The 22143-nt window shown below is 51.0% G+C and carries 20 protein-coding genes; 11 read left to right on the forward strand and 9 right to left on the reverse strand.

Going from position 1 to position 22143, the window contains the following annotated elements; all coding sequences use genetic code 11:
- The first annotated feature begins 24 nt into the window (after positions 1 to 24).
- Positions 25 to 555 (forward strand): cupredoxin domain-containing protein, encoded by a 531-nt coding sequence (locus CRO57_RS02175; RefSeq protein ID WP_141401160.1) that lies wholly within the window; start codon positions 25 to 27, stop codon positions 553 to 555.
- Here the strand turns inward: CRO57_RS02175 and CRO57_RS02180 are convergent.
- A complete protein-coding gene (locus tag CRO57_RS02180; RefSeq protein ID WP_097151757.1) occupies positions 552 to 1475 on the reverse strand; it encodes a LysR family transcriptional regulator in 924 nt (307 codons plus the stop codon). The two genes, CRO57_RS02175 and CRO57_RS02180, sit on opposite strands and share 4 nt — an antisense overlap.
- A gap of 116 nt (positions 1476 to 1591) precedes the next feature.
- Here CRO57_RS02180 and CRO57_RS02185 point away from each other — a divergent pair, with 116 nt between their 5' ends.
- Positions 1592 to 2017 carry an acyl-CoA thioesterase gene (locus CRO57_RS02185; protein WP_097151758.1) on the forward strand — a complete coding sequence of 142 codons (426 nt, stop codon included), beginning with the start codon at positions 1592 to 1594 and terminating at the stop codon, positions 2015 to 2017.
- Positions 2018 to 2100: 83 nt separating this feature from the next.
- On the opposite strand, the gene CRO57_RS02190 is transcribed toward CRO57_RS02185, so the two are convergent.
- Entirely contained in the window at positions 2101 to 3477 is a 1377-nt protein-coding gene (locus CRO57_RS02190) for an MATE family efflux transporter (protein WP_097151759.1), read from the reverse strand.
- Positions 3478 to 3584: 107 nt separating this feature from the next.
- On the opposite strand from CRO57_RS02190, the gene CRO57_RS02195 reads away from it, so the two are divergent.
- Together CRO57_RS02195 and CRO57_RS02200 are read left to right on the forward strand one after the other, a co-directional pair.
- Positions 3585 to 3818 (forward strand): hypothetical protein, encoded by a 234-nt coding sequence (locus tag CRO57_RS02195; protein WP_210200730.1) that lies wholly within the window; start codon positions 3585 to 3587, stop codon positions 3816 to 3818.
- Between the two features lie 25 nt (positions 3819 to 3843).
- On the forward strand, positions 3844 to 4926 hold the full coding sequence (locus CRO57_RS02200; RefSeq protein WP_097151760.1) for an agmatine deiminase family protein: 1083 nt from the start codon (positions 3844 to 3846) through the stop codon (positions 4924 to 4926).
- 364 nt (positions 4927 to 5290) lie between these two features.
- On the opposite strand, the gene nqrM is transcribed toward CRO57_RS02200, so the two are convergent.
- Positions 5291 to 5542 (reverse strand): (Na+)-NQR maturation NqrM, encoded by a 252-nt coding sequence (gene nqrM / locus CRO57_RS02205; RefSeq protein WP_097151761.1) that lies wholly within the window; start codon positions 5540 to 5542, stop codon positions 5291 to 5293.
- Positions 5543 to 5633: 91 nt separating this feature from the next.
- Positions 5634 to 6677, reverse strand: a complete 1044-nt coding sequence (locus CRO57_RS02210; protein WP_141401161.1) for an FAD:protein FMN transferase — start codon at positions 6675 to 6677, stop codon at positions 5634 to 5636.
- A 311-nt stretch (positions 6678 to 6988) separates the two neighbouring features.
- Between CRO57_RS02210 and CRO57_RS02215 the strand changes: the two genes are divergently transcribed.
- From CRO57_RS02215 to nqrF, 6 genes are read left to right on the forward strand one after another with little or no spacing between them, the layout of a single operon-like run.
- Positions 6989 to 8338: a Na(+)-translocating NADH-quinone reductase subunit A gene (locus tag CRO57_RS02215; RefSeq protein ID WP_097151763.1), complete on the forward strand. Its 1350-nt coding sequence runs from the start codon at positions 6989 to 6991 to the stop codon at positions 8336 to 8338.
- 3 nt (positions 8339 to 8341) lie between these two features.
- Positions 8342 to 9550, forward strand: a complete 1209-nt coding sequence (locus tag CRO57_RS02220; protein WP_097151764.1) for an NADH:ubiquinone reductase (Na(+)-transporting) subunit B — start codon at positions 8342 to 8344, stop codon at positions 9548 to 9550.
- Complete coding sequence (locus tag CRO57_RS02225; protein ID WP_097151765.1) at positions 9543 to 10352, forward strand: Na(+)-translocating NADH-quinone reductase subunit C; 810 nt, start codon at positions 9543 to 9545, stop codon at positions 10350 to 10352. The genes CRO57_RS02220 and CRO57_RS02225 overlap by 8 nt, the downstream gene beginning before the upstream one ends.
- A complete protein-coding gene (locus CRO57_RS02230; RefSeq protein ID WP_097151766.1) occupies positions 10352 to 11008 on the forward strand; it encodes an NADH:ubiquinone reductase (Na(+)-transporting) subunit D in 657 nt (218 codons plus the stop codon). The genes CRO57_RS02225 and CRO57_RS02230 overlap by 1 nt, the downstream gene beginning before the upstream one ends.
- A 2-nt stretch (positions 11009 to 11010) precedes the next feature.
- Positions 11011 to 11619: an NADH:ubiquinone reductase (Na(+)-transporting) subunit E gene (gene nqrE / locus CRO57_RS02235; protein ID WP_097151767.1), complete on the forward strand. Its 609-nt coding sequence runs from the start codon at positions 11011 to 11013 to the stop codon at positions 11617 to 11619.
- 14 nt (positions 11620 to 11633) lie between these two features.
- A complete protein-coding gene (gene nqrF / locus CRO57_RS02240; RefSeq protein WP_097151768.1) occupies positions 11634 to 12857 on the forward strand; it encodes an NADH:ubiquinone reductase (Na(+)-transporting) subunit F in 1224 nt (407 codons plus the stop codon).
- A 159-nt stretch (positions 12858 to 13016) separates the two neighbouring features.
- On the opposite strand, the gene CRO57_RS02245 is transcribed toward nqrF, so the two are convergent.
- The gene (locus tag CRO57_RS02245; RefSeq protein WP_097151769.1) at positions 13017 to 13775 is read right to left on the reverse strand and encodes a sulfite exporter TauE/SafE family protein; all 759 of its coding nucleotides are present in this window, start codon (positions 13773 to 13775) and stop codon (positions 13017 to 13019) included.
- Positions 13776 to 14246: 471 nt separating this feature from the next.
- On the opposite strand from CRO57_RS02245, the gene CRO57_RS02250 reads away from it, so the two are divergent.
- Positions 14247 to 15056, forward strand: a complete 810-nt coding sequence (locus tag CRO57_RS02250; RefSeq protein ID WP_097151770.1) for an enoyl-CoA hydratase-related protein — start codon at positions 14247 to 14249, stop codon at positions 15054 to 15056.
- A gap of 3 nt (positions 15057 to 15059) precedes the next feature.
- Here the strand turns inward: CRO57_RS02250 and CRO57_RS02255 are convergent, their stop codons facing one another.
- The 4 genes from CRO57_RS02255 to gcvP all read right to left on the reverse strand — a co-directional run bounded on the left by CRO57_RS02255 (position 15060) and on the right by gcvP (position 22120).
- Entirely contained in the window at positions 15060 to 16163 is a 1104-nt protein-coding gene (locus CRO57_RS02255; RefSeq protein ID WP_097151771.1) for an aminotransferase class V-fold PLP-dependent enzyme, read from the reverse strand.
- Between the two features lie 102 nt (positions 16164 to 16265).
- Positions 16266 to 17252 carry a Gfo/Idh/MocA family protein gene (locus CRO57_RS02260; RefSeq protein ID WP_097151772.1) on the reverse strand — a complete coding sequence of 329 codons (987 nt, stop codon included), beginning with the start codon at positions 17250 to 17252 and terminating at the stop codon, positions 16266 to 16268.
- 333 nt (positions 17253 to 17585) lie between these two features.
- Positions 17586 to 19001, reverse strand: a complete 1416-nt coding sequence (locus CRO57_RS02265) for an L-serine ammonia-lyase (protein WP_097151773.1) — start codon at positions 18999 to 19001, stop codon at positions 17586 to 17588.
- 239 nt (positions 19002 to 19240) lie between these two features.
- On the reverse strand, positions 19241 to 22120 hold the full coding sequence (gene gcvP / locus CRO57_RS02270) for an aminomethyl-transferring glycine dehydrogenase (RefSeq protein WP_097151774.1): 2880 nt from the start codon (positions 22118 to 22120) through the stop codon (positions 19241 to 19243).
- Between the last annotated feature and the right edge of the window lie 23 nt (positions 22121 to 22143).

The raw sequence follows: 22143 nt of genomic DNA on the forward strand, positions 1-22143 counted from the left end.
CCAATTGCTTGGAAAATGACCTTGATGTCGTTGCCTCTTGTTGCCTTGTTTTCCCAAACCGCACTGGCGGCAGGAAGTCAGCTGAAGGTCAGCCCCAAGCCAAAGCAGTCGCAGGAAAAGCTGGCAATCGCAACACCGACCGAAGTGATCGAAATTGATGTGGTCAATCAAATCATCGATCTCAATGCAAATTCTTCTTATGAAGCCTTTCGGTTCGAGCCTGACTATCTAAGCTTGAAGCCGGGTACTGTGGTCCGTTTCAAAGGCTCCACCGGACGTCACACAGTTAGTTCCGTGCGTGGTATGTATCCTGAAGGTGCGCGCCCGTTCGAGATTCGTGGCAAGCCTCAGATGGACGTCGCATTTGAGAAAGAAGGCGTGTACGGCATTCGCTGTCGCGTCCATGGTCGCCACGGAATGGCAATGCTGATCATTGTCGGCGATCCAAAGGTCAATCTGGATAAAGCCCGCTCTCAAAAGGTCGGCAAAAAGGAAGCTGTCAAATTCAAGCTTCTGTTTGAGCGCCTGGACAAGGAAATCGCAGCTAAAAGTTAAGTCGAAAAACTGCGTACGAGTGCGAGTACTTCCTTCTCCACATCACTACGAACGGGGTGAGGGACATGCGCATATAAGCTACGCTTCCATTTGTGGCCGCGAAAGGGGAGAAAGATCACACCCTTTTGCGGTTCTTCACTCATGGACGCGATGGTGATACCCAATCCGGCCCCAACCATCGCCAAGGCTCGGCCATCCTGATCGGTCCGATAGCGTACTTGAAATTCAACGCCTTTTTCCCGCATCCAGGCTTCCATTTGCGGTCGCATCTCACATTGCATGCGGGCAATGAAAGGCTCATCTTGCAGATCTTGTAGGCACATGGAATTGCGGGAGGCGAAGGGATGGTTCTCAGGCAATGCGACCCCAAACACATCTTCCTTGAGCAGGAATGTCTGCATATCACTACGGCCATCACCCAACCCCCAATCTGTGGGCTTCTTGTCTTGCAGAACCAAATTGTCTGAACCACTAGCTGAGACAGAAAAGATCATGTCAAAGATGCGATCATCTTGCGGGTCCAGACGATTGACCGGTCCAGTATCACTCACATCGAAAGTTACATGTGGTGTAGCGATGGCAAAGCCCTTAAGTAGATCGCCAAGATAACCAGCCGGGAATGAGTTGCTGGCCAGAATGCGTAAGATGCGACTGCTCTTTCGCTTGCGAAAGCGGCGCTTCAGAGCATCTACCTCTGTTACAATGTGATCTGCGGAATGTTTCAGATGACGTCCTTCTGGCGTCAGGACCACATTGCGTTTGTTACGAACAAACAAATGACATTCCAGTTCAGCCTCCAGTTTGGCAATGGAAGCGGAAAGGGCGGGCTGAGATATATTGGCCAATGACGCTCCACGGGTGAAGCTTCCGGTTTCTGCTGCTGCCAGAAAGTGCTTGAGCTGCTTGATATCCATCATCATAACTTTTGTTTATGGTAATAAGAATTATTATCGATTAGACGGATGTAAAAAACAAGGCTAACCTCATTACCAGAAACAAAAGAGATACCACAGCAAGAAGGATCAAGGCTTCAGCGATGACATGGCTCGAAACCTATCGCGGAATGGTCACCCGCCCCAATGAAGATCATATGGGCCACATGAATGTAGCTTTCTATACGGGCAAATTTGATGAAGCGACCTGGCAGTTCTTTGGCGCTATTGGTCTGACCAATCGGTATATTCGCTCAGAGAATAAAGGTATGGCAGCGCTGACGCAGACAACGAATTATAAGGCAGAAGTGACAGCCGGGGATCTGTTGGTGATCAGAACCCGACTTCTCGACATTTCGGAAAAGAAAATTCGCTTTTTCCATAGCATGGAAAATTGTGAAACAGGCCAGGAAGTGGCCACGACAGAGTTGATGGGCGTGCATTTTGATAGAAAGGCACGCAAATCCTGTCCTTTCCCGAAAGATATTCTGGAGAAGGGCCAAAGCCTTATGAGCCAACAGCCGACATAGTGATCACGTTCCTCGGATCATGATATGCCCCTGTTGGTATCCTCAGCCAGCCTTTGGCGTCACCACGCCAGGCTGGCTTTTTTCTATGTTGGGAATTTTACCGGAACTGTTCGATATTGTTGCAATCGCCGGACTAGAACCAGAAGACGCAAACCTTCTTCGGCAATCAGAATACCGAGTGCCAACACCAATGGTAACTCGAAAAGAAGTGTCAGAACCAGCAATAGCGGTATGCCAAGGCCCCATTGCAAACCGAGTTGTATACGCAAAACCCATTGTGGTTGATCAATCACTCTCAAAACTGCGCCAAGTGTCACGGAAATGGTTCGGATGAAAACCAGAATGAAGGCTAGTGGAATAAGTGTGAGGAAATGCAGGCGAACACTGCCTGAGACATGCAGCGAGAGCGCACAAACAAGCATGGTGACCAGCAAGAAGCCAAGTGAGAGCTTTGGAGTGAAGTCTTTTAAAGCTGCAAAAATTTGCGACAATGCATCTCTTAACGAAGGGCTGTAGGGTTTCAGGCCCGCGCTGCTGACAGTGGCAGATAAGGAAAGTCCGCGCCCCAATACATTGGCGATGGAAAGCCAGGGTACGAGCAGAGCCAGTGCTGCAAATTCCTGATAAGGTAATTGTGCGAAGAGTAGATTATAAGCCTGTGCACCCGCAATCAAGGCGGCAACGTTGATTGCAATTGGTACCATCAACTGATGAAACAGGGACTGCTCTTGTTGGGAAGGCCAGGAAAGACGACTCCATTGACTAGTCTTGGACAGATCCTGATGTGTGATCCAGACCAGATACATCAATCTGGCCCCTTGCGCGCAAAGGGTTGCGATGGCGGCCCCTTCAATTCCACGGGCAGCAAAGCCAAACAAACCATAAATCAGGACAGAATTCAGAAACAGATTGAGCGGGATCTCAATGGCAAAACCCCACAATTCCTTGGAGGATTGTTTGCGCACATCGAAGGAAAGACTCAATAGATAAGCAGCAAAGGAAATGGGTAATCCGTAAAGCAGAATACTTAGATATCGCTTGGCCGCAAAGCCAACGCCAGAAGTTGTGGCCAGCCAATCTACCAAAAAATTGATGTTGAAACGGAACAGTAAGACGAGAATGACGCACAATCCCAGTCCAATGATCAGACAATAGGCAAGGCGACGATAGAAACTGGCCCGAGATTCTGCGTCTGCACTTTGGCTCAGCAAAATCTGTGCGGCAGATCCAAGACCGAACAAAAGCGCCATGAACAGGCCATAGAGTCCAGCCGACAATCCCAAGCCTGCCAGAACTTCATCTCCCAAAGGAGCAACCATATTGGCGTCAATCAGGACAGCACTTGTCGCCAAAAGACCGGACAACGCAAAATAGGCCGCTTGCGCCAAAATACTCTTGGAAGAGGTTTGGATATCAGTCACGCTGGCTTTATCAGGCTCGGATTGTTGATTCTTGGGCATGACCAAGGGCTCTGTGCTGAAGGGTTGTAATGTTTAAATTGGACTTGAGAAGGCGGCACAATAGGCTATTTTGACCTTAAACCCAAGCAAGCCTGTTTGCATTTGACATGCTTGTTCAAAAAATTCTCTTGCCGGATTTAGATTTGATGGAAAATATGTCGATTACATCTCCGCTCGCCGGTATTGCGCTTCTCGTGCTGTTTGTTGTCAGTGGTAAAGTCTTTCGCGATAATTGGAAGCAACAGGGGCCGAATTGGAAGAGGAATTGCTGGGTATCGGGACTTCTGGCCCTTGGATGTTTTTCCATCCTGGCTTTTGTTCCTTTTGCTCCGAGCGCTTAATCTGCAAGCATGGCAGGGGATTGAGATGGATAGACGGCTGTTTTTGAAGTCTGGTATGATGTTGGGAGCAACCAATATGATGGGCCTACCAGTTTATGCAAATGAAGACCCCGTATTCATTGTCCCACCTGAAGAAGATCCGCATGAACTGACTTTCATGCAATGGCCGACGGATGCCTATGGGGATGGTGACAAGGGTGCTCTGGCAGAGTTGCAGCAAACCATCGCTGGCATCGCCAATGCCATTTCAGATTTTGAACCCGTTATTTTGCTGGCCGATGGTGCACTCCATCGCCAAACTCAACGTTTGCTGTCTGAGAATGTAGAGCTATGGGACATTCCAACGGATGACCTATGGTGCCGCGATTCCGGTCCTCTCTTTGGCAAGAAGCCAGATGGCAGCCTGATTGTCAGTCAAATCCAGTTCAATAGCTGGGGCGGGCGCTTCAATCTTTCCAACGATGAGCTCGTCGCCAAGCGTGTAGCTGAGCGCCTTGGGTTGGAAATCGTGCCAAGTGGCATTGTTGGTGAGCCTGGCGGAGCCGAGCAAAGTGGTCATGGCCTGTTGTTTGCGCATGAAAGTTCCTGGGTGAATGATAATCGCAATCCAAATCTGTCACGAACAGAGATCGAAGAGGGCCTATTGGCTGCTTATGGAGCTGAAAAGCTGATCTGGGCCAAAGGAGTGAAAGGACAGGACGTCACGGATTATCACATAGACAGTCTCGCCCGTTTCACCGGTCAAAATACGGTCTTGATGAACTTGCCAGATGAGCCAAATATGGATGATGTCTTCCATCTGGCGGCTCTGGAGACCTACGAGACCTTGAAGGCCGAAGGTCTGGAAATTGATGTCATCCCGGATCCGGTTGCTCATCGTGTACAAGAGGATGATTTCGTAGCGTCTTATGCAAACTATTATGTTTGCAATGGTGCCGTGATCGCTGCTCAGTTTGGTGACCGTGAGACTGATGCCATCGCCAAGCAAGCTTTGCAAAAGCACTATCCGGGTAGGGAAGTCATCGCTCTGAATGTGGACGCCCTTGGCTATGTCGGCGGCGGAATCCACTGCGCTACCCAGCAAATGCCGGTGTCTGGACAATCTTAGCTATGGAACAGAACCTCGAAGGCAAAATAACGTTGTCTTCGGGAGCCGACAAGATACGCCCTTGAGCCGTGGCGAAAGGACAAGCGTATCGTCAAAAAAGATACGCCCTTGAGTCGTGGCGAAAGGACAAGCGTATCGTCAAAAAAGATACGCCCTTGAGCCGTGGCGAAAGGACAAGCGTATTGTCAAGAATACCGACCGGACGAATGTCCGCGCCCTCGCAGGCCCGAGCCTTAGCGAGGAATAGCCGTGAGAGATATCTTCAAATACGGAATAGCTTCGTGTTTGGGAGCCGATAGGCGACCGGACGAATGTCCGCGCCCTCGCAGGCCGCGCCCTTAGGCGCGATTAGCCGTGAGAGAAATTATGCCGTTGCCTCGCTGGCCAGCCGCTCGGCTTTTTCGCGTGCTGCTTTCTTGCGCGGGCATTCCAGTTTTTCTTTCAGCGGGCTGTTTGGATCAACCGGTGCATTGCAGACCAGACAATGATCAGCGTCCGAGATCGCATTCAAACCACCACAAGAACCCGTGATCGGCTTGCGCATGAAAATGACACCCAAGGACATGCCCAGAACGATCAGAACCAATAGGCCAAATGCGAACAAAAAGGTGGTCATGGATTAGTCCTTGCGATGATTAAATCAGTGTCCAAAATTCCAGAAAGGGAACGCAGCCTGTCTATAGCGACAAATGAGTTCATTTGTCCATTCACTTTTGTGCCATGAGGCGATCAAACGCGCCACTGGAGCTGGTCTGGTAGCCATCCTCATTGCGGGTGATGAAATATGCCGCGATATTTTCCCTTTCAGCCACTGCAAGGCCTTCCTTCTCCCCCAATACCAGTAGAGCAGTCGCCAATCCGTCGGCACGCATGCCACTGTCAGCCAAGACAGTCACAGATGTGAGGTTATGGTCAACCGGACGACCGGTGCGGGGGTCTAGTATATGGGAGAGGCGTTTCCCGCCTTTCATGACGAAATTGCGATAATCACCCGATGTTGCCATACCCATGTCTTTGACTGAAACCACAAGCTGAACGGAGCCTCCTTCAATATTCGGTTTCTCGATTCCCACGCGCCAGGATTCGCCTCGCTCATTCATGCCACGTGCAAGCAAATCACCGCCAATTTCAATCAGGAAATTTTCAATGCCATGGCTCTCCAGCTTGCGGGCGATCAGATCGGCCCCATAGCCTTTGGCAATGGCAGAGAGGTTGATGGTCACCGTGCCTTTGCGCTTTCTAAGAGAAGCAGATTGCATGCCATTCTGGCTGCGAAATTCCAGCAGCTCATCTTGTCCAACCTGTTTCAAAGCTTCATTCACTTCCAGATCGCCCGGCAAGCGCTCATCATCATTTGGTCCGAACCCCCAAAGATCGATGAGTGGAGCCAAGGTCACATCAAAGCGGCCGTCACTCAAATGATGAATACGCATGGCCTCGACCATCACTTCCGAGAATGGATCGGATATGTCCTGCCAACGAGTGGACGGACTGGCGTTGAAGCGGGAAAGCTCACTCTCCTTTTCCCAATTGGAAAAGATGTTAGTGGCCTCATCAAGGCTGCTTTTGATATCGTTATATAGGCGTTCTTTGTCCACCTTGCCGCGGGCATCCAGCGCTTTGACCATGTAGGTCGTTCCCATGACCTGACCACGCAGCAAATATTGCTCGGTCTTCGGGGCGATCAGATCGCATCCAGTCAACAGCGAACCAGTTGCGAGCATCAAAAACATGGTAAGATAACGGACCACAAGGAACCTCTTTCACCTTAAAACCGGTTGCGGGTCGTGATGATCCGATATTGAGGTGGAAGTCAAGGAGATTTTGGAAAATTCGATGTTTATGAATATTGGATACATGAAGACATTTGAAATAGGTCGCAAATCAGACTTTGGGCGGAAAAATCGCCATCTCTGGCCATGAAATACCAATTGTGCACTGCGGAGATCTTGATTTGTTAACCGTCGCCCGTTAGTCAAAGGGCGAGATTGGGGCACGCGGGTTGAATGAGACGACTCACGTGAGCTGAAGTGCTGTAGAACTTACTCTGTTAAGGTATGCTATGAAGCTAAAAAAGGGATTGGACCTGCCGATCACCGGCGCTCCCGTTCAGACCATTCACGAAGGGCCCAAAATAACAAAAGTTGCTCTGAGTGGTCGGGACTTCATTGGCCTGAAACCTAAAATGATGGTCGCAGAAGGGGATAAAGTGAAAAAAGGGCAGCCGCTCTTTGTTCATAAAGAATCCCCGGATGTAAATTATGTGGCTCCGGGTGGCGGGACTATCGTGGCAGTCAATCGTGGGGCACGCCGTGTTCTTGAAACGATTGTCATTGCATTGGATGAGAGCGAAGAAGAAATCTCCTTCGAATCTTGCGATAAAGATAGTCTACATGAATTGAGCCGCAAGGCTGTTCAGCAGAGGCTCTATGAAAGTGGGCTTTGGACGTCTTTCAAGACACGCCCTTTCTCTTACGTGCCGACGCAGGATAGTGTTCCCAACTCCATTTTTGTGACCGCAATGGATACCGATCCATTATGTGCTGACGCTGCTACCATCATCAACGAAAAGCCGGAAAGCTTTTCCGCAGGTCTTGATGTTCTCGCGCATCTGACCGATGGCTCGGTATTTGTCTGTCACAAGCCACACGATGTCATTCCAGCGAGCACCAGCACTTCTGTTCGTCAGGAAATCTTTGATGGTCCTCATCCAGCCGGTCTTGCAGGCACCCATATCCATTTCCTGGATCCGGTGAATGCTGAGAAAACTGTCTGGTCCATTGGTTATGCTGAAGTGATTGCCATTGGCGATCTCTTCCTGTCTGGCAAGCTGAACACTGATCGGGTGATTTCACTGGCTGGCCCATTGGCCGTCAATCCACGCTTGGTTCGCACTCGCGTGGGTGCATCAACCGATGAGTTGACTGCAGATGAGGTGGAAATCGGAATCGATTGCCGCGTGATCTCCGGTTCCATCCTGTCGGGTGTTGCTGCTCACGATCAGTTTGCTTACCTGAGCTGGTGCGCCCGTCAGATCACTTTGATCAAGGAAGATCAGGACCAGAGCATTCTCGGCTGGATCAACCCATCTCCGAAGAATTATTCCTTCCTCAATGTGCATTTGTCCTCGCTGGTGCGTTGGAGCAAGAAGTTTCCTTTCGGCTCCAACCTCAATGGTGGACGTCGTGCCATGGTACCAATTGGCTCCTATGAGCGCGTCATTCCTATGGACATGCTGCCAACCCAGCTTCTGCGTGCGTTGCTTGTGCTTGATACCGATCAGGCTCAGTTGCTTGGTGCTCTGGAACTGGATGAGGAAGATCTCGCACTTTGCTCCTTCATCTGCCATTCCAAATATGAGTATGGCGCTGCATTGCGGGAAAGTCTCACAAAAATCGAAAAAGAGGGCTAAGTCTTGGGTTTGCGCAATTTCTTCGACAGCATTGAGCCGCATTTCCTGAAAGGCGGCAAGCTGGAAAAGTACTTTGCCATCTATGAGATGGTTGAGTCCTTTATCTATTCACCAAAGACCGTAACCAAGGCTGCCCCACATGCACGAGATTATATCGATCTCAAGCGTGTCATGTCTTATGTCGTGGTCGCGACGGTGCCTTGTATTCTCTGGGCGCTATATAACACCGGTTATCAGACCAACATGGCCATCGCGCAGGTAGGCTTGGAAAATGCCACCGGTTGGCGCGTATCCTTGCTGTCTGCACTGGGTGTGGGTTTCGATGCGGGCAATATCTTTGCCAATATGTTCCATGGGATGCTTTACTTCCTGCCGATCTACATCACCACCCTGGTGGTTGGCGGCATCTTCGAAGTGATCTTCGCGATTGTTCGCGGTCACGAGGTCAATGAAGGCTTCCTCGTGACGTCCATGCTCTACACATTGATCATGCCTGCCTCCACTCCGCTTTGGATGGTTGCTCTCGGCATCATCTTCGGTGTGGTGATTGGCAAGGAAGTGTTCGGTGGGACTGGCAAGAACTTCCTCAACCCGGCTTTGACTGGTCGTGCATTCCTTTATTTTGCCTATCCGGCAGCAATGTCGGGTGACAGCATCTGGACCCCGGTTGACGGTTTCTCTGGCGCTACCGCGCTGGGTATCACCGCAGCAGAAGGTCATGAGGCATTGGCCAAGATTGATCTGACTTGGTGGGACGCTTTCATCGGTACCATGCAGGGCTCCATGGGGGAGACATCTGCTCTGGCTTGTCTGCTTGGCGGCCTGTTCCTGATGTATACCAAGATCGCTAACTGGCGCCTGATTGCGGGCTGTCTGATCGGTATGATCGGTTTTTCCACCCTGTTGAATGTGATCGGTTCTGACACCAACCCGATGTTTGCAATGCCTTGGTATTGGCATCTGGTGCTGGGTGGCTATGCCTTCGGTCTGGTCTTCATGGTCACCGAGCCTGTCTCTGCAGCCATGACCAACAAGGGCCGCTTGATTTATGGCATTTTGATCGGTTTCATGGTGGTGATGATCCGTGTCGTCAACCCAGCTTTCCCGGAAGGCATGATGCTGGCGATCCTGTTCGGTAATATCTTTGCGCCGCTGATTGACTATTTCGTCGTCAAGGCCAACATCGCTCGGAGGATTCGTCGCAATGCCTGAAGCGAATGAGAAACTCAGCCCATGGGCGCGTTTTAAAGCGCTGCCAGTGGACTCAACTCCCAAGACCATCCTGGTCGCAGTCACTCTTTGTCTGTTCTGTTCCATGGTTGTGTCGGGCGCAGCCGTGATGCTGAAGCCTATTCAGGAGCAGAACAAGGTTCTGGATAAGAAGCGCAACATTTTGCAGGTTGCTGGCCTCTTCAAGGACGGCATCGACATCGAGGAAGCCTTCAAGTCTGTTGAGCCGCGCGTCGTTGATATCGCTGCCGGTACCTTCACTGATACTGTTGATGCAGCAACCTATGATCAGCCAGCTGCTGCCAAGGATCCAGCTCAATCAATCGAGTTGGCCGATGATCCGGCATCCATTGGTCGTCAGGCCAAGCTGGCCTCCATCTATCTGTTGCGTGACGAAGCGGGCGAGATCTCCAAGATCATTCTGCCAGTTCATGGGTATGGTCTGTGGTCCACGCTTTATGGCTTCATCGCCCTGAAGCCGGATGGCAACGAGATCACCGGTTTGCAGTTCTACTCTCATGCTGAGACCCCGGGTCTTGGTGCCGAGGTAGACAATCCGATCTGGCGTGCCATGTGGCCGGGCAAGAAGGTGTTCGATGACGCTGGCAGTGTTGCCATCACCGTCGCCAAAGGCGTGCCGTCTGCAGACAAAGCCCAGCATCATGTTGATGCACTTGCCGGCGCAACCCTTACCAGCCGTGGAGTGGACAATCTGGTTCGCTTCTGGATGGGTGAGCAAGGGTTCAAGCGCTTCCTTGAAAACCTCAAAGCGGGGGCCGCCTGATGTCTGAAAGCAAAAAAGAAATGCTTCTCGACCCGTTGGTCGATAACAACCCCATCACCTTGCAGGTGTTGGGAATCTGTTCCGCTCTTGCGGTGACCTCCTCCTTGCAGGTGGCGTTTGTGATGTCGCTGGCGGTGACTTTGGTGACGGCTTTCTCAAGCTTCTTTATCTCGGCCATCCGCAACTTCATTCCCAGCTCAATCCGGATCATCGTGCAGATGGTGATCATTGCTTCTCTGGTGATCCTGGTGGATCAGGTCTTGAAGGCATATGCCTTTGAGATTTCCAAGACCCTGTCGGTCTTCGTGGGCTTGATCATCACCAACTGTATCGTGATGGGTCGTGCAGAGGCCTTCGCCATGAAAAATGGCCCGGTTGAATCCTTCCTTGACGGTATCGGCAACGGTCTTGGCTATAGCTTGATCCTGATGCTGGTTGGTGTGATCCGCGAGCTGTTCGGCACCGGCAAGCTCTTTGGTGTGACCATTCTCGAAACCGTCAACAATGGCGGCTGGTATGTACCAAATGGTCTTCTGTTGTTGCCACCAAGCGCATTCTTCGTAATCGGTCTTCTTATCTGGGCTTTTCGTACCTGGAAGCCAAATCAGGTTGAAGCCCGCGACTTCAAAATCATTGAACAAGAGGGAGGCCACTAAGCATGGAAGGTCTCGTATCACTCTTCGTCAAGGCGATCTTTATCGAAAACCTTGCGCTCTCCTTCTTCCTGGGCATGTGTACCTTCCTGGCCGTGTCCAAGAAGATCGAAACTGCTCTGGGTCTGGGTATCTCGGTCACCGTTGTGCAGGCAATTACCGTTCCTGCCAACAATCTGATCCTGACCTATCTGCTCAATGATGGCGCGCTGGCTTGGGCTGGTTTTGCTGATGTCGATCTGCGCTTCCTGGGCTTGATCTCCTATATTGGTGTGATTGCTGCCATGGTGCAGATTCTGGAAATGACGCTCGATCGTTTCTTCCCGGCTCTGTATAACGCGCTTGGTATCTTCTTGCCGCTGATCACCGTGAACTGCGCCATCCTTGGTGGTTCTCTCTTCATGGTGGAGCGCGATTACAACTTTGCGGAAAGCTCCGTTTACGGCGTCTCCTCTGGTATCGGTTGGGCGCTTGCCATCACTTTGATGGCTGGTGTGCGTGAGAAGCTGAAATATTCCGACGTGCCAGATGGTCTGCAGGGCCTCGGTATCACCTTCATCACAGCCGGTTTGATGGCCATGGGCTTCATGGCTTTCTCTGGCGTGAAACTGTAAGGGAGGACTGATCAATGCAAGATTTTAGCCTCGGGATTACATTCTTCACGCTGATCGTTCTGGCGCTGGTCGTTGTCATCCTGTTTGCAAAATCCAAACTGGTGGCATCTGGCGACGTCGAAATCACCATCAACAATGAACGCAAGATCATGGTGCCTGCGGGCGGCAAATTGCTTGGTGTTCTCGCTGGTGAGAAGATCTTCGTTCCTTCTGCTTGCGGTGGCGGTGGTACTTGTGCCCAGTGTCGCTGCAAAGTGCATGAGGGTGGCGGTTCCATTCTGCCAACCGAAGAATCCCACATTACCAAGCGTGAAGCTCGTGAAGGCGATCGTCTGGCCTGTCAGGTAGCTGTGAAGCAGGACATGAACATTGAAGTGCCGGAGGAAGTCTTTGGCGTGAAAAAATGGGAATGTACCGTTCGTTCCAACGAGAATGTGGCAACCTTCATCAAGGCGTTGATTCTGGATCTGCCGGAAGGCGAAGACGTGAACTTCCGTGCTGGTGGTTATATCCAGATTGAAGCTCCAGCTCACGTGGTCAATTACACCGAGTTCGATGTCGAGGAAGAATATCGCGAAGATTGGGACAAGTTCAATCTTTGGCAATATACCTCCAAGGTGGAAGAGCCTGTAGAGCGCGCTTATTCCATGGCCAACTATCCGGAAGAGAAGGGCATGATCATGCTCAATGTGCGTGTTGCATCGCCTCCTCCTGGATCTGAAGGCATTCCTCCGGGCAAGATGTCTTCCTACATCTTCAACCTGAAGCCTGGCGACAAAGTCACCATCTCCGGTCCTTACGGCGAGTTCTTCGCTCGTGAAACCGAGAAGGAAATGGTCTTTGTGGGCGGGGGTGCCGGTATGGCGCCTATGCGTTCGCATATCTTCGATCAGCTGAAGCGTCTGAAGAACAAGGATCGCAAGATCACCTTCTGGTATGGTGCTCGCTCCAAGCGCGAAATGTTCTTCGTGGAAGATTTCGATCAACTTGCAGCTGAGTTCCCGAACTTCACATGGCATGTTGCGCTCTCTGATGCGCTGCCAGAAGATAATTGGGACGGATATACAGGTTTCATCCATAACGTTCTGTATGATGAATATCTGAAAGACCATGCCGCACCAGAAGATTGCGAATATTACATGTGTGGTCCTCCGATCATGAACTCTTCCGTGATCAACATGCTGGTTGATCTCGGCGTCGAGCGCGAAGATATCATGCTTGATGATTTCGGCGGCTAACGCATCGTAACAGTAAAAACCAAAAGCCGGGTCTAGTGAATGGGCCCGGCTTTTTTGTTCTATTCAAATGCATGCATTGTCAGAACCAGCTTTACAACCAGGTGTTTGATATCAATCTGACAAAAGAGTTAGAGCAGGATCTGGAAGAGCAACAAGCTGCTATCGCATGAAGAAGGCGATGGACATTCCAAAGCCAACGGCGATCACAATTGCTCGAACAATATGAACGGGCAGCAAGCGGGCAAGATAGGCTCCCGCATAGCCACCAATGGTGGCGGCGACCATCATGATGATGGCTTCCTGCCAATAGACCAGACCAGCCAGTGCAAGGGTAGTGACTGATGCTGCTGAGAGGATGAAGGAGAGGCCATTCTTGAGCCCATTCATCATATGCATGTCACGCATGCCAAGGCCGGAGAATAATGCCAACAATATGATACCCAGTCCGCCGTTGAAATAGCCGCCATAGGTCGTTACTACCAAGGTGGCTGTCTTCTTGCCAATGCTCTCGATTTGTCCCTCAGAAGCGCTCTCAGTGCTTTCACTCCGGCTCCAGCGTCGCAAGGACTTGTCAAAAGCAAAGAGCAAGGTCGCGACCAGTAACAGCCATGGCACGATGAAGTTGAACACGCTTGATGATGTCACCATCAATAGCAGTGCTCCCAACACACCGCCAAGGATTGATAGGACCGTCAGGAGTGATAATGCGCGACGATCATAACTGAGCAGTTCTTCCTTGAAGCCAAGCGTGGATGAGAGATATCCGGGAAAGACTGCAACGGCGCTGGTGGCATTGGCCGGAATGGCAGGCACGCCTGCAAAGACAAGCGCGGGAAATGTCAGAAAACTACCACCACCAGCGATAGCATTCAGGATACCTGCCATAAAGGCAGCTATGACCAAAACCATGATTTCCATTGCTTATGTCCTTAACTCACCGGAGCATGCCGAAATTGCATATCTCCCTGTTAATAGGCTTCTGCCATAACAGGTGAGGAGATGGAATCAAACTCTTAAACACTCCCGCCAACTGGGGTGTGTATGGTTTTGAACAGAAGAAAACGCAGTAAAAATAGACAAGATATGACTTTAAGTTGGATTCTATTTTCGATGAAAATCAAATACTTATCAACGATATGTGAATCTGGATGCTACGTTAAAAGTTCGTTGAATCAGTTTCTAGGCTAAATTCTGTTTTTCGCATTCTGCATGAATCAATGTCTGAGCCAGTGCAGCTAACCGGGGCATGGAGAGCTGGGGCAATAAGGGCACCATGATCCCTTCGCATGTGCGAAGCCTTGATCCTTGCGGCGCAACATGCACAATCAGGACAACATGATTTCAAGCATGGCTGCTTTACAGCCATTTGTTTTGTAAAGGATCTATTCCATGTCTTCCCAGTCCCTGGAAATGCCGCAGCTAAAAGACGCACGCCTAACTCTTGAGAACCGTGTCGCCGTCCTCACCATGGATCGTCATGATGTGCGCAATGCACTGACAGGCACTGAATTGATCGACGATATTGGAACAGTCGCCAATTGGGTCAATCTCTGCCCGGATGTCTCTGTGCTCGTTCTGACAGGTGAGGGATCTGCTTTTTCTGCTGGTGGTAATATCAAGGATATGGCCGAACGTGGTGGAGACTTTGCTGGCAATGTTGCCGAGGTGGAAAACCGCTACCGTCGCGGTATCCAGCGCATCCCTTTGGCGCTGCAAAATGTCGAAATCCCAATCATTGCTGCGGTCAACGGACCAGCTATCGGAGCAGGCTTTGATCTGGCCAATATGTGCGATATCCGCATCGCTTCCAGCCGTGCGAAATTCGGTGAGACCTTCCTCAATCTGGGTATCATTCCAGGTGATGGTGGCGCTTGGTTCATGCAGCGCCTGATCGGATATCAGCGAGCAGCGGAACTGACTTTGACAGGCCGTGTGATTGGTGCGAAGGAAGCGCAGGACTATGGTTTGGTTCTGGAAATTCATGAGCCAGAAGAGCTGATACCAGCCACCATCAAGCTAGCTGAAAAGATTGCGTCTCAGCCTCCCAAAGCGACCCGTCTGACCAAGCGCCTTTTGAAAATGGCGCAGCGTATGGAACTCAAAGATTTCCTTGATCTCTCTGCTGCCTATCAGGGTATGAGCCACAATGAGCCAGAGCATCTGGATGCGGTGAATGCCTTCATCGAAAAGATGAAATAGAGTTCAGTCTCTTTGCGAAACTGCAAGGCGATCAAGGATTGCCTTGCACTCCTCCTGCTTCAACGGCACCAGTTCAAAGAGCAACAAGCTTTGCTCTGCGAGATGATCTATCACCCAAATGTACGGCGAACTGTTCCGTAACCTATCCGCAAGTTCCGTAGCGCTGCAGCCATAAAGATCGCTATCGACCTTCAGGCATGGTCTATCAAAGGGAAGACCTGTTGAATCGGGTTCAGCCCACGCTGTGATACCTTTGATTTCGTTTGCAGAGGTGACGAAATGATGTGCTTTTTCAGACTGTTCAGCTTTCCAGGCGGAAAGATCAAGGGATAGGCGCTCTTCAAGAGCGGCCAGTGCTCCCATCAACGCTTCTTTTGAAGCCTTCATTGCCCGACCAATACCCGCCTCTTGTGCTTTGACAGCCGCGATGTGGGATGCTTTCCCGACAATCAAACCAGTCGTCGGAGCAGCCATATATTTCTGAGCACTGATCAGAATGAGATCAGCATCAGTTTCAACAAGCTCTCTAACACGAAAATCCTGGGCAGCTGCATCAAGGATGACGGGAACTGAATAGCTGTGGGCGAGGGCGACAGCAGCGTTAAAATCTATCGCATCTCCTTTTGTAAGACGTGAAGACACCAGGAGAAGAGCTGCAATGCCATCTGCTTTGAGCGCTTCCTCAAGATCTTGCAAGCTGTATGAATGCTCTGAGCCAACAATATATGGCTTCGCCCCGGACAGGCGAATGGCCTGAAGAATGGATTGCCCATAATTCACACAATGCCCCGCCGGTATGAGGACTTTACGATGGGCCCCGTCATAATGGGGTAGTGATGCAATCGCTTCTTGGTCCGTGCTAGTCAGACAGGCGGCAACAGCTAGGGTGATGCTGGCAGCAGTGCAATGTGTCGCAAAGCCCGCTTCAGCACCGGACCATTTCTGCAAAGCACTTTCCAGCGTTATCTGAAGATCAGAGATCTTATGAAACTCACTTAGTGCGTTTGCCGTTGCGTGGGCAATGGCTGCACTGGAGCGTGAGACGCCAAGAGGCGTAAAAGTGCCTCTGGCATTGATAAGTCCCGACGAAGCTGGAGAATGTGACATGCAAGGCCTCCGAAAGTTTTGTGAAGGCTAGGGTATCGCTTTCCAGATTTCAATTCAGGACCTCAAGAGTCACTTGGAAAAAATGAAATGCTCACGCCTTGGTCATACCTGTACCCAGCCATCGATATGTTCGGCGGCAAACAGCGCGTCGACTGCGGATTGATTGGCTTTTGAGTTCTCCAGCGAGAAAATCTCACTCTCTTTCCCAGCAGTCTGTTCCGCAAATGCTTCGACTTGCAGCTGATATTGGTCGACTTTTCTGAACTTCCAGATCTGCTCGCCACCATTGCCTTGATCATGCAAAATTACATCCGCGCTGTCATAAGCGTTGGCATTGAAGGGAGCAGTAAGTTCAATCCAGCCTTTATCGCCATGGAAGATCATGGATTGGCGAGCGGCCATTTGAGTTGCGCAATAAAAGGATAGCTCAAAATCGTCAAAGTCCAGACGACAATTGGCGGCTATGTCGGTTCCAAATTCAGGATCCCGGCGAATGCTGGCTTGCACTCTGATCGGCTCCTTGCCGGTAACAAAACGCGTCGTAACAGTTGGATAGACACCAATATCAAGAAGGCCACCGCCACCAAGAGAGACTTGATTGCGCATATTGTCCGGATCCACCAGATGATAGGCAAAGCTTCCCTGAACCTGATGTAGAGTACCAATTGCGCCAGAGGCCAAGAGCTGACGCACCTTATGCCATTGCGGATGATAGGTGACCATGAAGGCTTCGCTGATCTGCTTGCCAGTACGATCCCTTGCTTCGATGAGCTGATCAATCTGGGACGCTTTCAGTGCGATAGGCTTCTCACACAAGACATGTTTGCCGGCTTCTAAAGCCTTGAGGCTCCATTCGATATGCTGGGAGGTAGGAAGGGGGATATAAATCGCATCAACGTCATTGCTCGCAAGCAGCGCTTCATAGCTATCAAAAGTCAGATCAACATCATAGCGCTCTGCAAAGGATGCGGCACTCTCTGGGCGACGGCTTGCAATTGCCTTCAAGATACCATTCTCGCTGGCCTGAATGGCAGGTACCAAAGCTTCACGTGCAATTTTGGCCGTTCCTAAAATTCCCCAACGGATCATCTGGCTCACTCCCAATAAAACTTGTTAGCGCTAACATATCTTTGTGAAGAGGATGGATGCAAGAGCAAATAGAACCGAACAAGATAGGCTGATCAAAAGATCAGCCTATCATCAGAAATGAGGCGTGGTGGACATGTCAAACATTCAGGTAAATTGACTGCTAAACCGCCGACAAGATAGGCCTTCGAGCCGTGGTGAGAAGATCAGCCTATCGCCAGGTAAGATAGGCCTTCGAGCGGAGGCGAGAAGACAAGCCTATCGACAGGCAAGATAGGCCTTCGAGCGGAGGCGAGAAGACAAGCCTATCGACAAAATGAAGCGAGGCGGACATGTCTAGCATTCTGGTAAATTGACTGCCAAACCGCCGAGCGACGTTTCCTTATATTTGGTGTCCATCTCCTGTCCGGTCTCCCACATGGTCTTGATGCAATTATCAAGGGGCATGTAATGGGTACCATCGCCGTGAAGGGCGAGGGAGGCGGCGGAAACAGCCTTGATAGCCCCAAGGCCATTGCGCTCGATGCAAGGAACCTGGACAAGACCGTTGACGGGATCACAAGTCATGCCCAAATGATGTTCCAGCGCGATCTCTGCTGCATTCTCGATCTGCTCATTGGTACCACCAAGCGCAGCGCAAAGACCTGCCGCTGCCATGGCTGAAGCTGAGCCAACTTCAGCCTGACAACCGGCTTCAGCTCCGGAAATAGAAGCGTTATGTTTGATGAGACCGCCAACGGCCGCTGCCGTCAGCAAGAAGGTGCGGACACCTTCATGATTGGAAGCTGGAATATGATCGCGATAATAGCGAATGACGGAAGGAAGAACACCAGATGCACCATTGGTCGGCGAGGTGACCACACGGCCACCTGCTGCGTTTTCTTCATTCACCGCCATGGCATAAACAGACAGCCAGTCATTGACCACATGTGGCATGGGTTGGTTATTGGCTCTCTGATCAATAAGGCGATCCATGATGGCCTTGGCGCGTCGCTTCACGGCCAAACCACCAGGCAATTGGCCTTCCATGCGCAAGCCACGATCAATGCAGCTATTCATGGCGTCCCAGACCGCATCAACCCTGCTGTTCAGCTCTTCACGGCTCATGCCGGTTTCTTCATTGGCTTGCTTCATCTGGGCAATGCTCATGCCCGACTGCTGGCCCATGGAGAGCATTTCAGCCGCAGAGCCAAAAGGATAAGGATAGCCAATGGCTTCCTGTTCGTCATGAAGATCATGTGGATCGTGGCTGACTTCTTCATCCAATTCACTCGCCGTGACAATGAAACCACCACCGATGGAATAGTAGGTTGCAGTCGCCAGCAATTGATTGCCCTCTCCAAAGGCAGAGAGTTTCATTCCATTGGCATGACCCGGAAGAGGGGGGCCATAGTCAAAGACAAGATCATCGTTTGGATTGAACCGAACTTCTCCGAAGCCTTCGGGTTGAATGACCTTCTTCTCATAGACTTCTTGTTCAAGCTGTTCTGCTTCATCCGGATCCAGATTATGAGGTTCAAATCCAATCAGACCGAGAATGACGGCGCGATCCGAGGCATGACCTTTGCCGGTAAAGGCCAATGATCCGTGAAGAGAAGCGGAGAAACGCCTCACCTGTGCGGCGTCAACGCCCATGAACATGCCAGAGCGCAAATCGCTAAGAAAGCGGGCAGCAGCACTCATTGGTCCCATCGTATGAGATGAAGAAGGCCCGACGCCAATTTTGAAGATATCAAATACACTCAGGAACATAGGCTGGTCTCCTCCTCAGAACGGTCCAACACTTTCCCAGGTCATGGGCGTATTATTTTGCAGAAAGTTAAGTGTTTAACGGACCAAGAGCCTAATGAACGAAAAGCCGGGGAGCTTCGTTCAAGGTTTTCCAAAAGAAAAGGATGGCCCCTGTTTAGCAAGGGCAGGGGCCATCCAGTTGGCAGCTTTTCGCTGTCTTGTTTGATCACTCTAGCAGCCGGGTGATCTTTCTTTTTATTCTATTCCGACACCTCGTCCTCATAATCGGACATCGGAGGACAGGTGCAGACGAGGTTGCGATCACCAAAGGCGTTGTCAACGCGATTGACCGGTGGCCAATATTTGTCGACTTCGAACGCACCAACAGGGAAGCAACCTTCCTTGCGGCTATATGGGCGATCCCATTCACCAATCAGATCCTTGACGGTGTGAGGAGCATTCTTCAAAGGATTGTTGTCCTTATCGATGATGCCTTCCTCAATCGCACGAGCTTCTTCGCGGATCTGAAGCATGGAGTCGATGAAACGATCAATCTCTGCCTTCGGCTCGGATTCTGTTGGCTCAACCATCAAGGTGCCAGCAACCGGCCAACTCATGGTCGGTGCGTGGAAACCATTATCGATCAAACGCTTGGCAACATCATCAACGCTGACATTGCAGCTATCTGCCAATGGGCGCGTATCGACGATACATTCATGAGCTACACGACCCGTGTCGGATGTATAGAGAATCTCATAAGCCCCTTGCAGACGTGCTGCAATATAGTTGGCATTGAGGATTGCGACCTTGGTGGCCTGGGTCAGACCCGCACCACCCATCAGCAGGCAATAAGCCCAGCTCACCGGCAGAATGGAAGGTGAGCCGAATGGTGCTGCAGAAACAGGACCAATAGCAGCATCACGCTCTGGGTGACCTGGAAGGAATGGAGCCAGATGGGCTTTCACACCAATTGGCCCCATGCCTGGTCCGCCACCCCCATGGGGAATACAGAAGGTTTTGTGCAAATTCAAATGACTGACATCGCCGCCAACATCGCCCGGGCGCGCCAGACCAACCATGGCGTTCATATTGGCACCGTCGATATAGACCTGACCACCATGTTCATGAGTGATGGAACAAACCTCTTCGACGGTTTCTTCAAAGACACCATGAGTGGATGGATAGGTGATCATGCAGGCCGCGAGATTTTCGCTGTGCTTTTCCGCCTTTGCACGGAAATCTTCCAGATCAATATCACCGTTCTCGGCAGACTTCACTGGAACCACTTTCCAACCTACCATTTGCGCAGAAGCAGGGTTGGTGCCATGCGCAGAAGTCGGGATCAAACAGATGTTACGATGCCCTTCACCACGAGATTTGTGATAGTTCAGAATGGTCAGCAAACCGGCATATTCGCCTTGTGCACCAGAATTTGGTTGCTGGGAAATGGCATCATAACCGGTGACCTGACAGAGCTTGTCATTCAGATCATCGATCATTTCCTTGTAACCAAGAGCCTGATCCTGCGGGACGAACGGGTGCAGGTCAGCAAATTCTGGCCAAGTGACAGGGATCATCTCAATGGTTGCGTTGAGCTTCATGGTGCAGGAGCCAAGAGGGATCATTGCACGATCAAGTGCCAGATCGCGGTCAGCAAGACGGCGCATATAGCGGGTGATCTCAGCTTCCGCCCGGTTGAGATGAAAGATCGGATGGGTCAGATAGTCTGTATGACGCAAGTTGGCGTTTGGCAGGCGGTAATCCTGTTCAAAATCGCTCTCGACTTCATGCTCGAAGCCACCATAGTCAAGATCGGAGCCACCAAAGGCAGCCCAAACAGCTTCAACCGTTTCTGGGCGTGTCTGCTCATCAAGGCTGATGCCGATCTTGCTATTGCCGATCTTGCGCAGGTTGACGCCTTGTGACACGGCAGCATCCATGATGACGCCTTGCAGAGCGCCAACTTCCACTGTGAGCGTGTCGAAAAAGACTTTCGGCTCAACGCTGAAGCCAAGACTCTCCAGACCTTTGGCAAGGCGAACGGTCTTCCGATGTACATATTGCGCAATGGCCTTGATACCATCAGGACCATGATAAACCGCATACATGGATGCGATCACTGCCAGCAGTGCCTGAGCGGTACAAACGTTGGAGTTTGCTTTCTCACGACGGATGTGCTGCTCACGGGTCTGCAGAGCCAGACGATAGGCTTTGCGACCACGGCTATCGATGGAAACACCAATGATACGACCTGGCATGGAGCGTTTGAAGGCATCACGACAGGACATGTAAGCAGCGTGTGGGCCGCCGTACCCCATTGGCACGCCAAAGCGCTGTGTGGAGCCAATGGCAATATCCGCACCCATTTCTCCTGGAGATTTCAGCAATGCCAGAGCCAGAGGATCGGCAGCGACAACAGCTAGTGCTTTGTTCTCATGCAACCGAGAAATCAGATCGGAAAAATCGCGCACATGACCATAGGTGCCGGGATACTGGAAGATTGCACCAAAGACAGTGCTGGCATCCAGTTCATCTGGTTGACCAATCTGCACCTCAATACCAAGAGGCTCGGCACGGGTCTGGATCACGGCAATATTTTGCGGATGACAATTGGCATCAACAAAGAAAATGTTTGATTTGGATTTGGAAGCGCGCTTTGCCATGGTCATGGCTTCTGCTGCGGCAGTCGACTCGTCCAAAAGAGACGCGTTGGCGATTTCCAGACCAGTCAGATCGGAGATCATGGTTTGGTAGTTCAACAAGGCTTCAAGGCGGCCTTGCGAAATTTCCGGTTGATATGGAGTATAGGCGGTGTACCAGGCCGGGTTTTCCAGAATATTGCGCAGGATTACCGGAGGTGTTGTCGTGCCATGGTAGCCTTGACCGATAAGAGAAGTCAGTATCTTGTTTTTGTCAGCTATCTGACGCATGTGATGCAAAGTATCGCGCTCGCTCAGAGCGTCACCCCAATCCAATGGTTCCTTGATGCGAATGGAAGAAGGAACTGTGGCATCGATCAGGGCATCCAGACTGTCAAACCCGACAGTTTTCAGCATGTCGGACATTTCCGACGGAGAAGGGCCAATATGACGACGGTTGGCAAAATCATAAGCCATATAGTCGGTCGGTTTGAAAGCCATTGCGAACTCCTTTAAGTAGCACA

This window comes from Cohaesibacter gelatinilyticus, from assembly GCF_900215605.1.
GTDB classification, from domain to species: Bacteria; Pseudomonadota; Alphaproteobacteria; order Rhizobiales; family Cohaesibacteraceae; genus Cohaesibacter; species Cohaesibacter gelatinilyticus.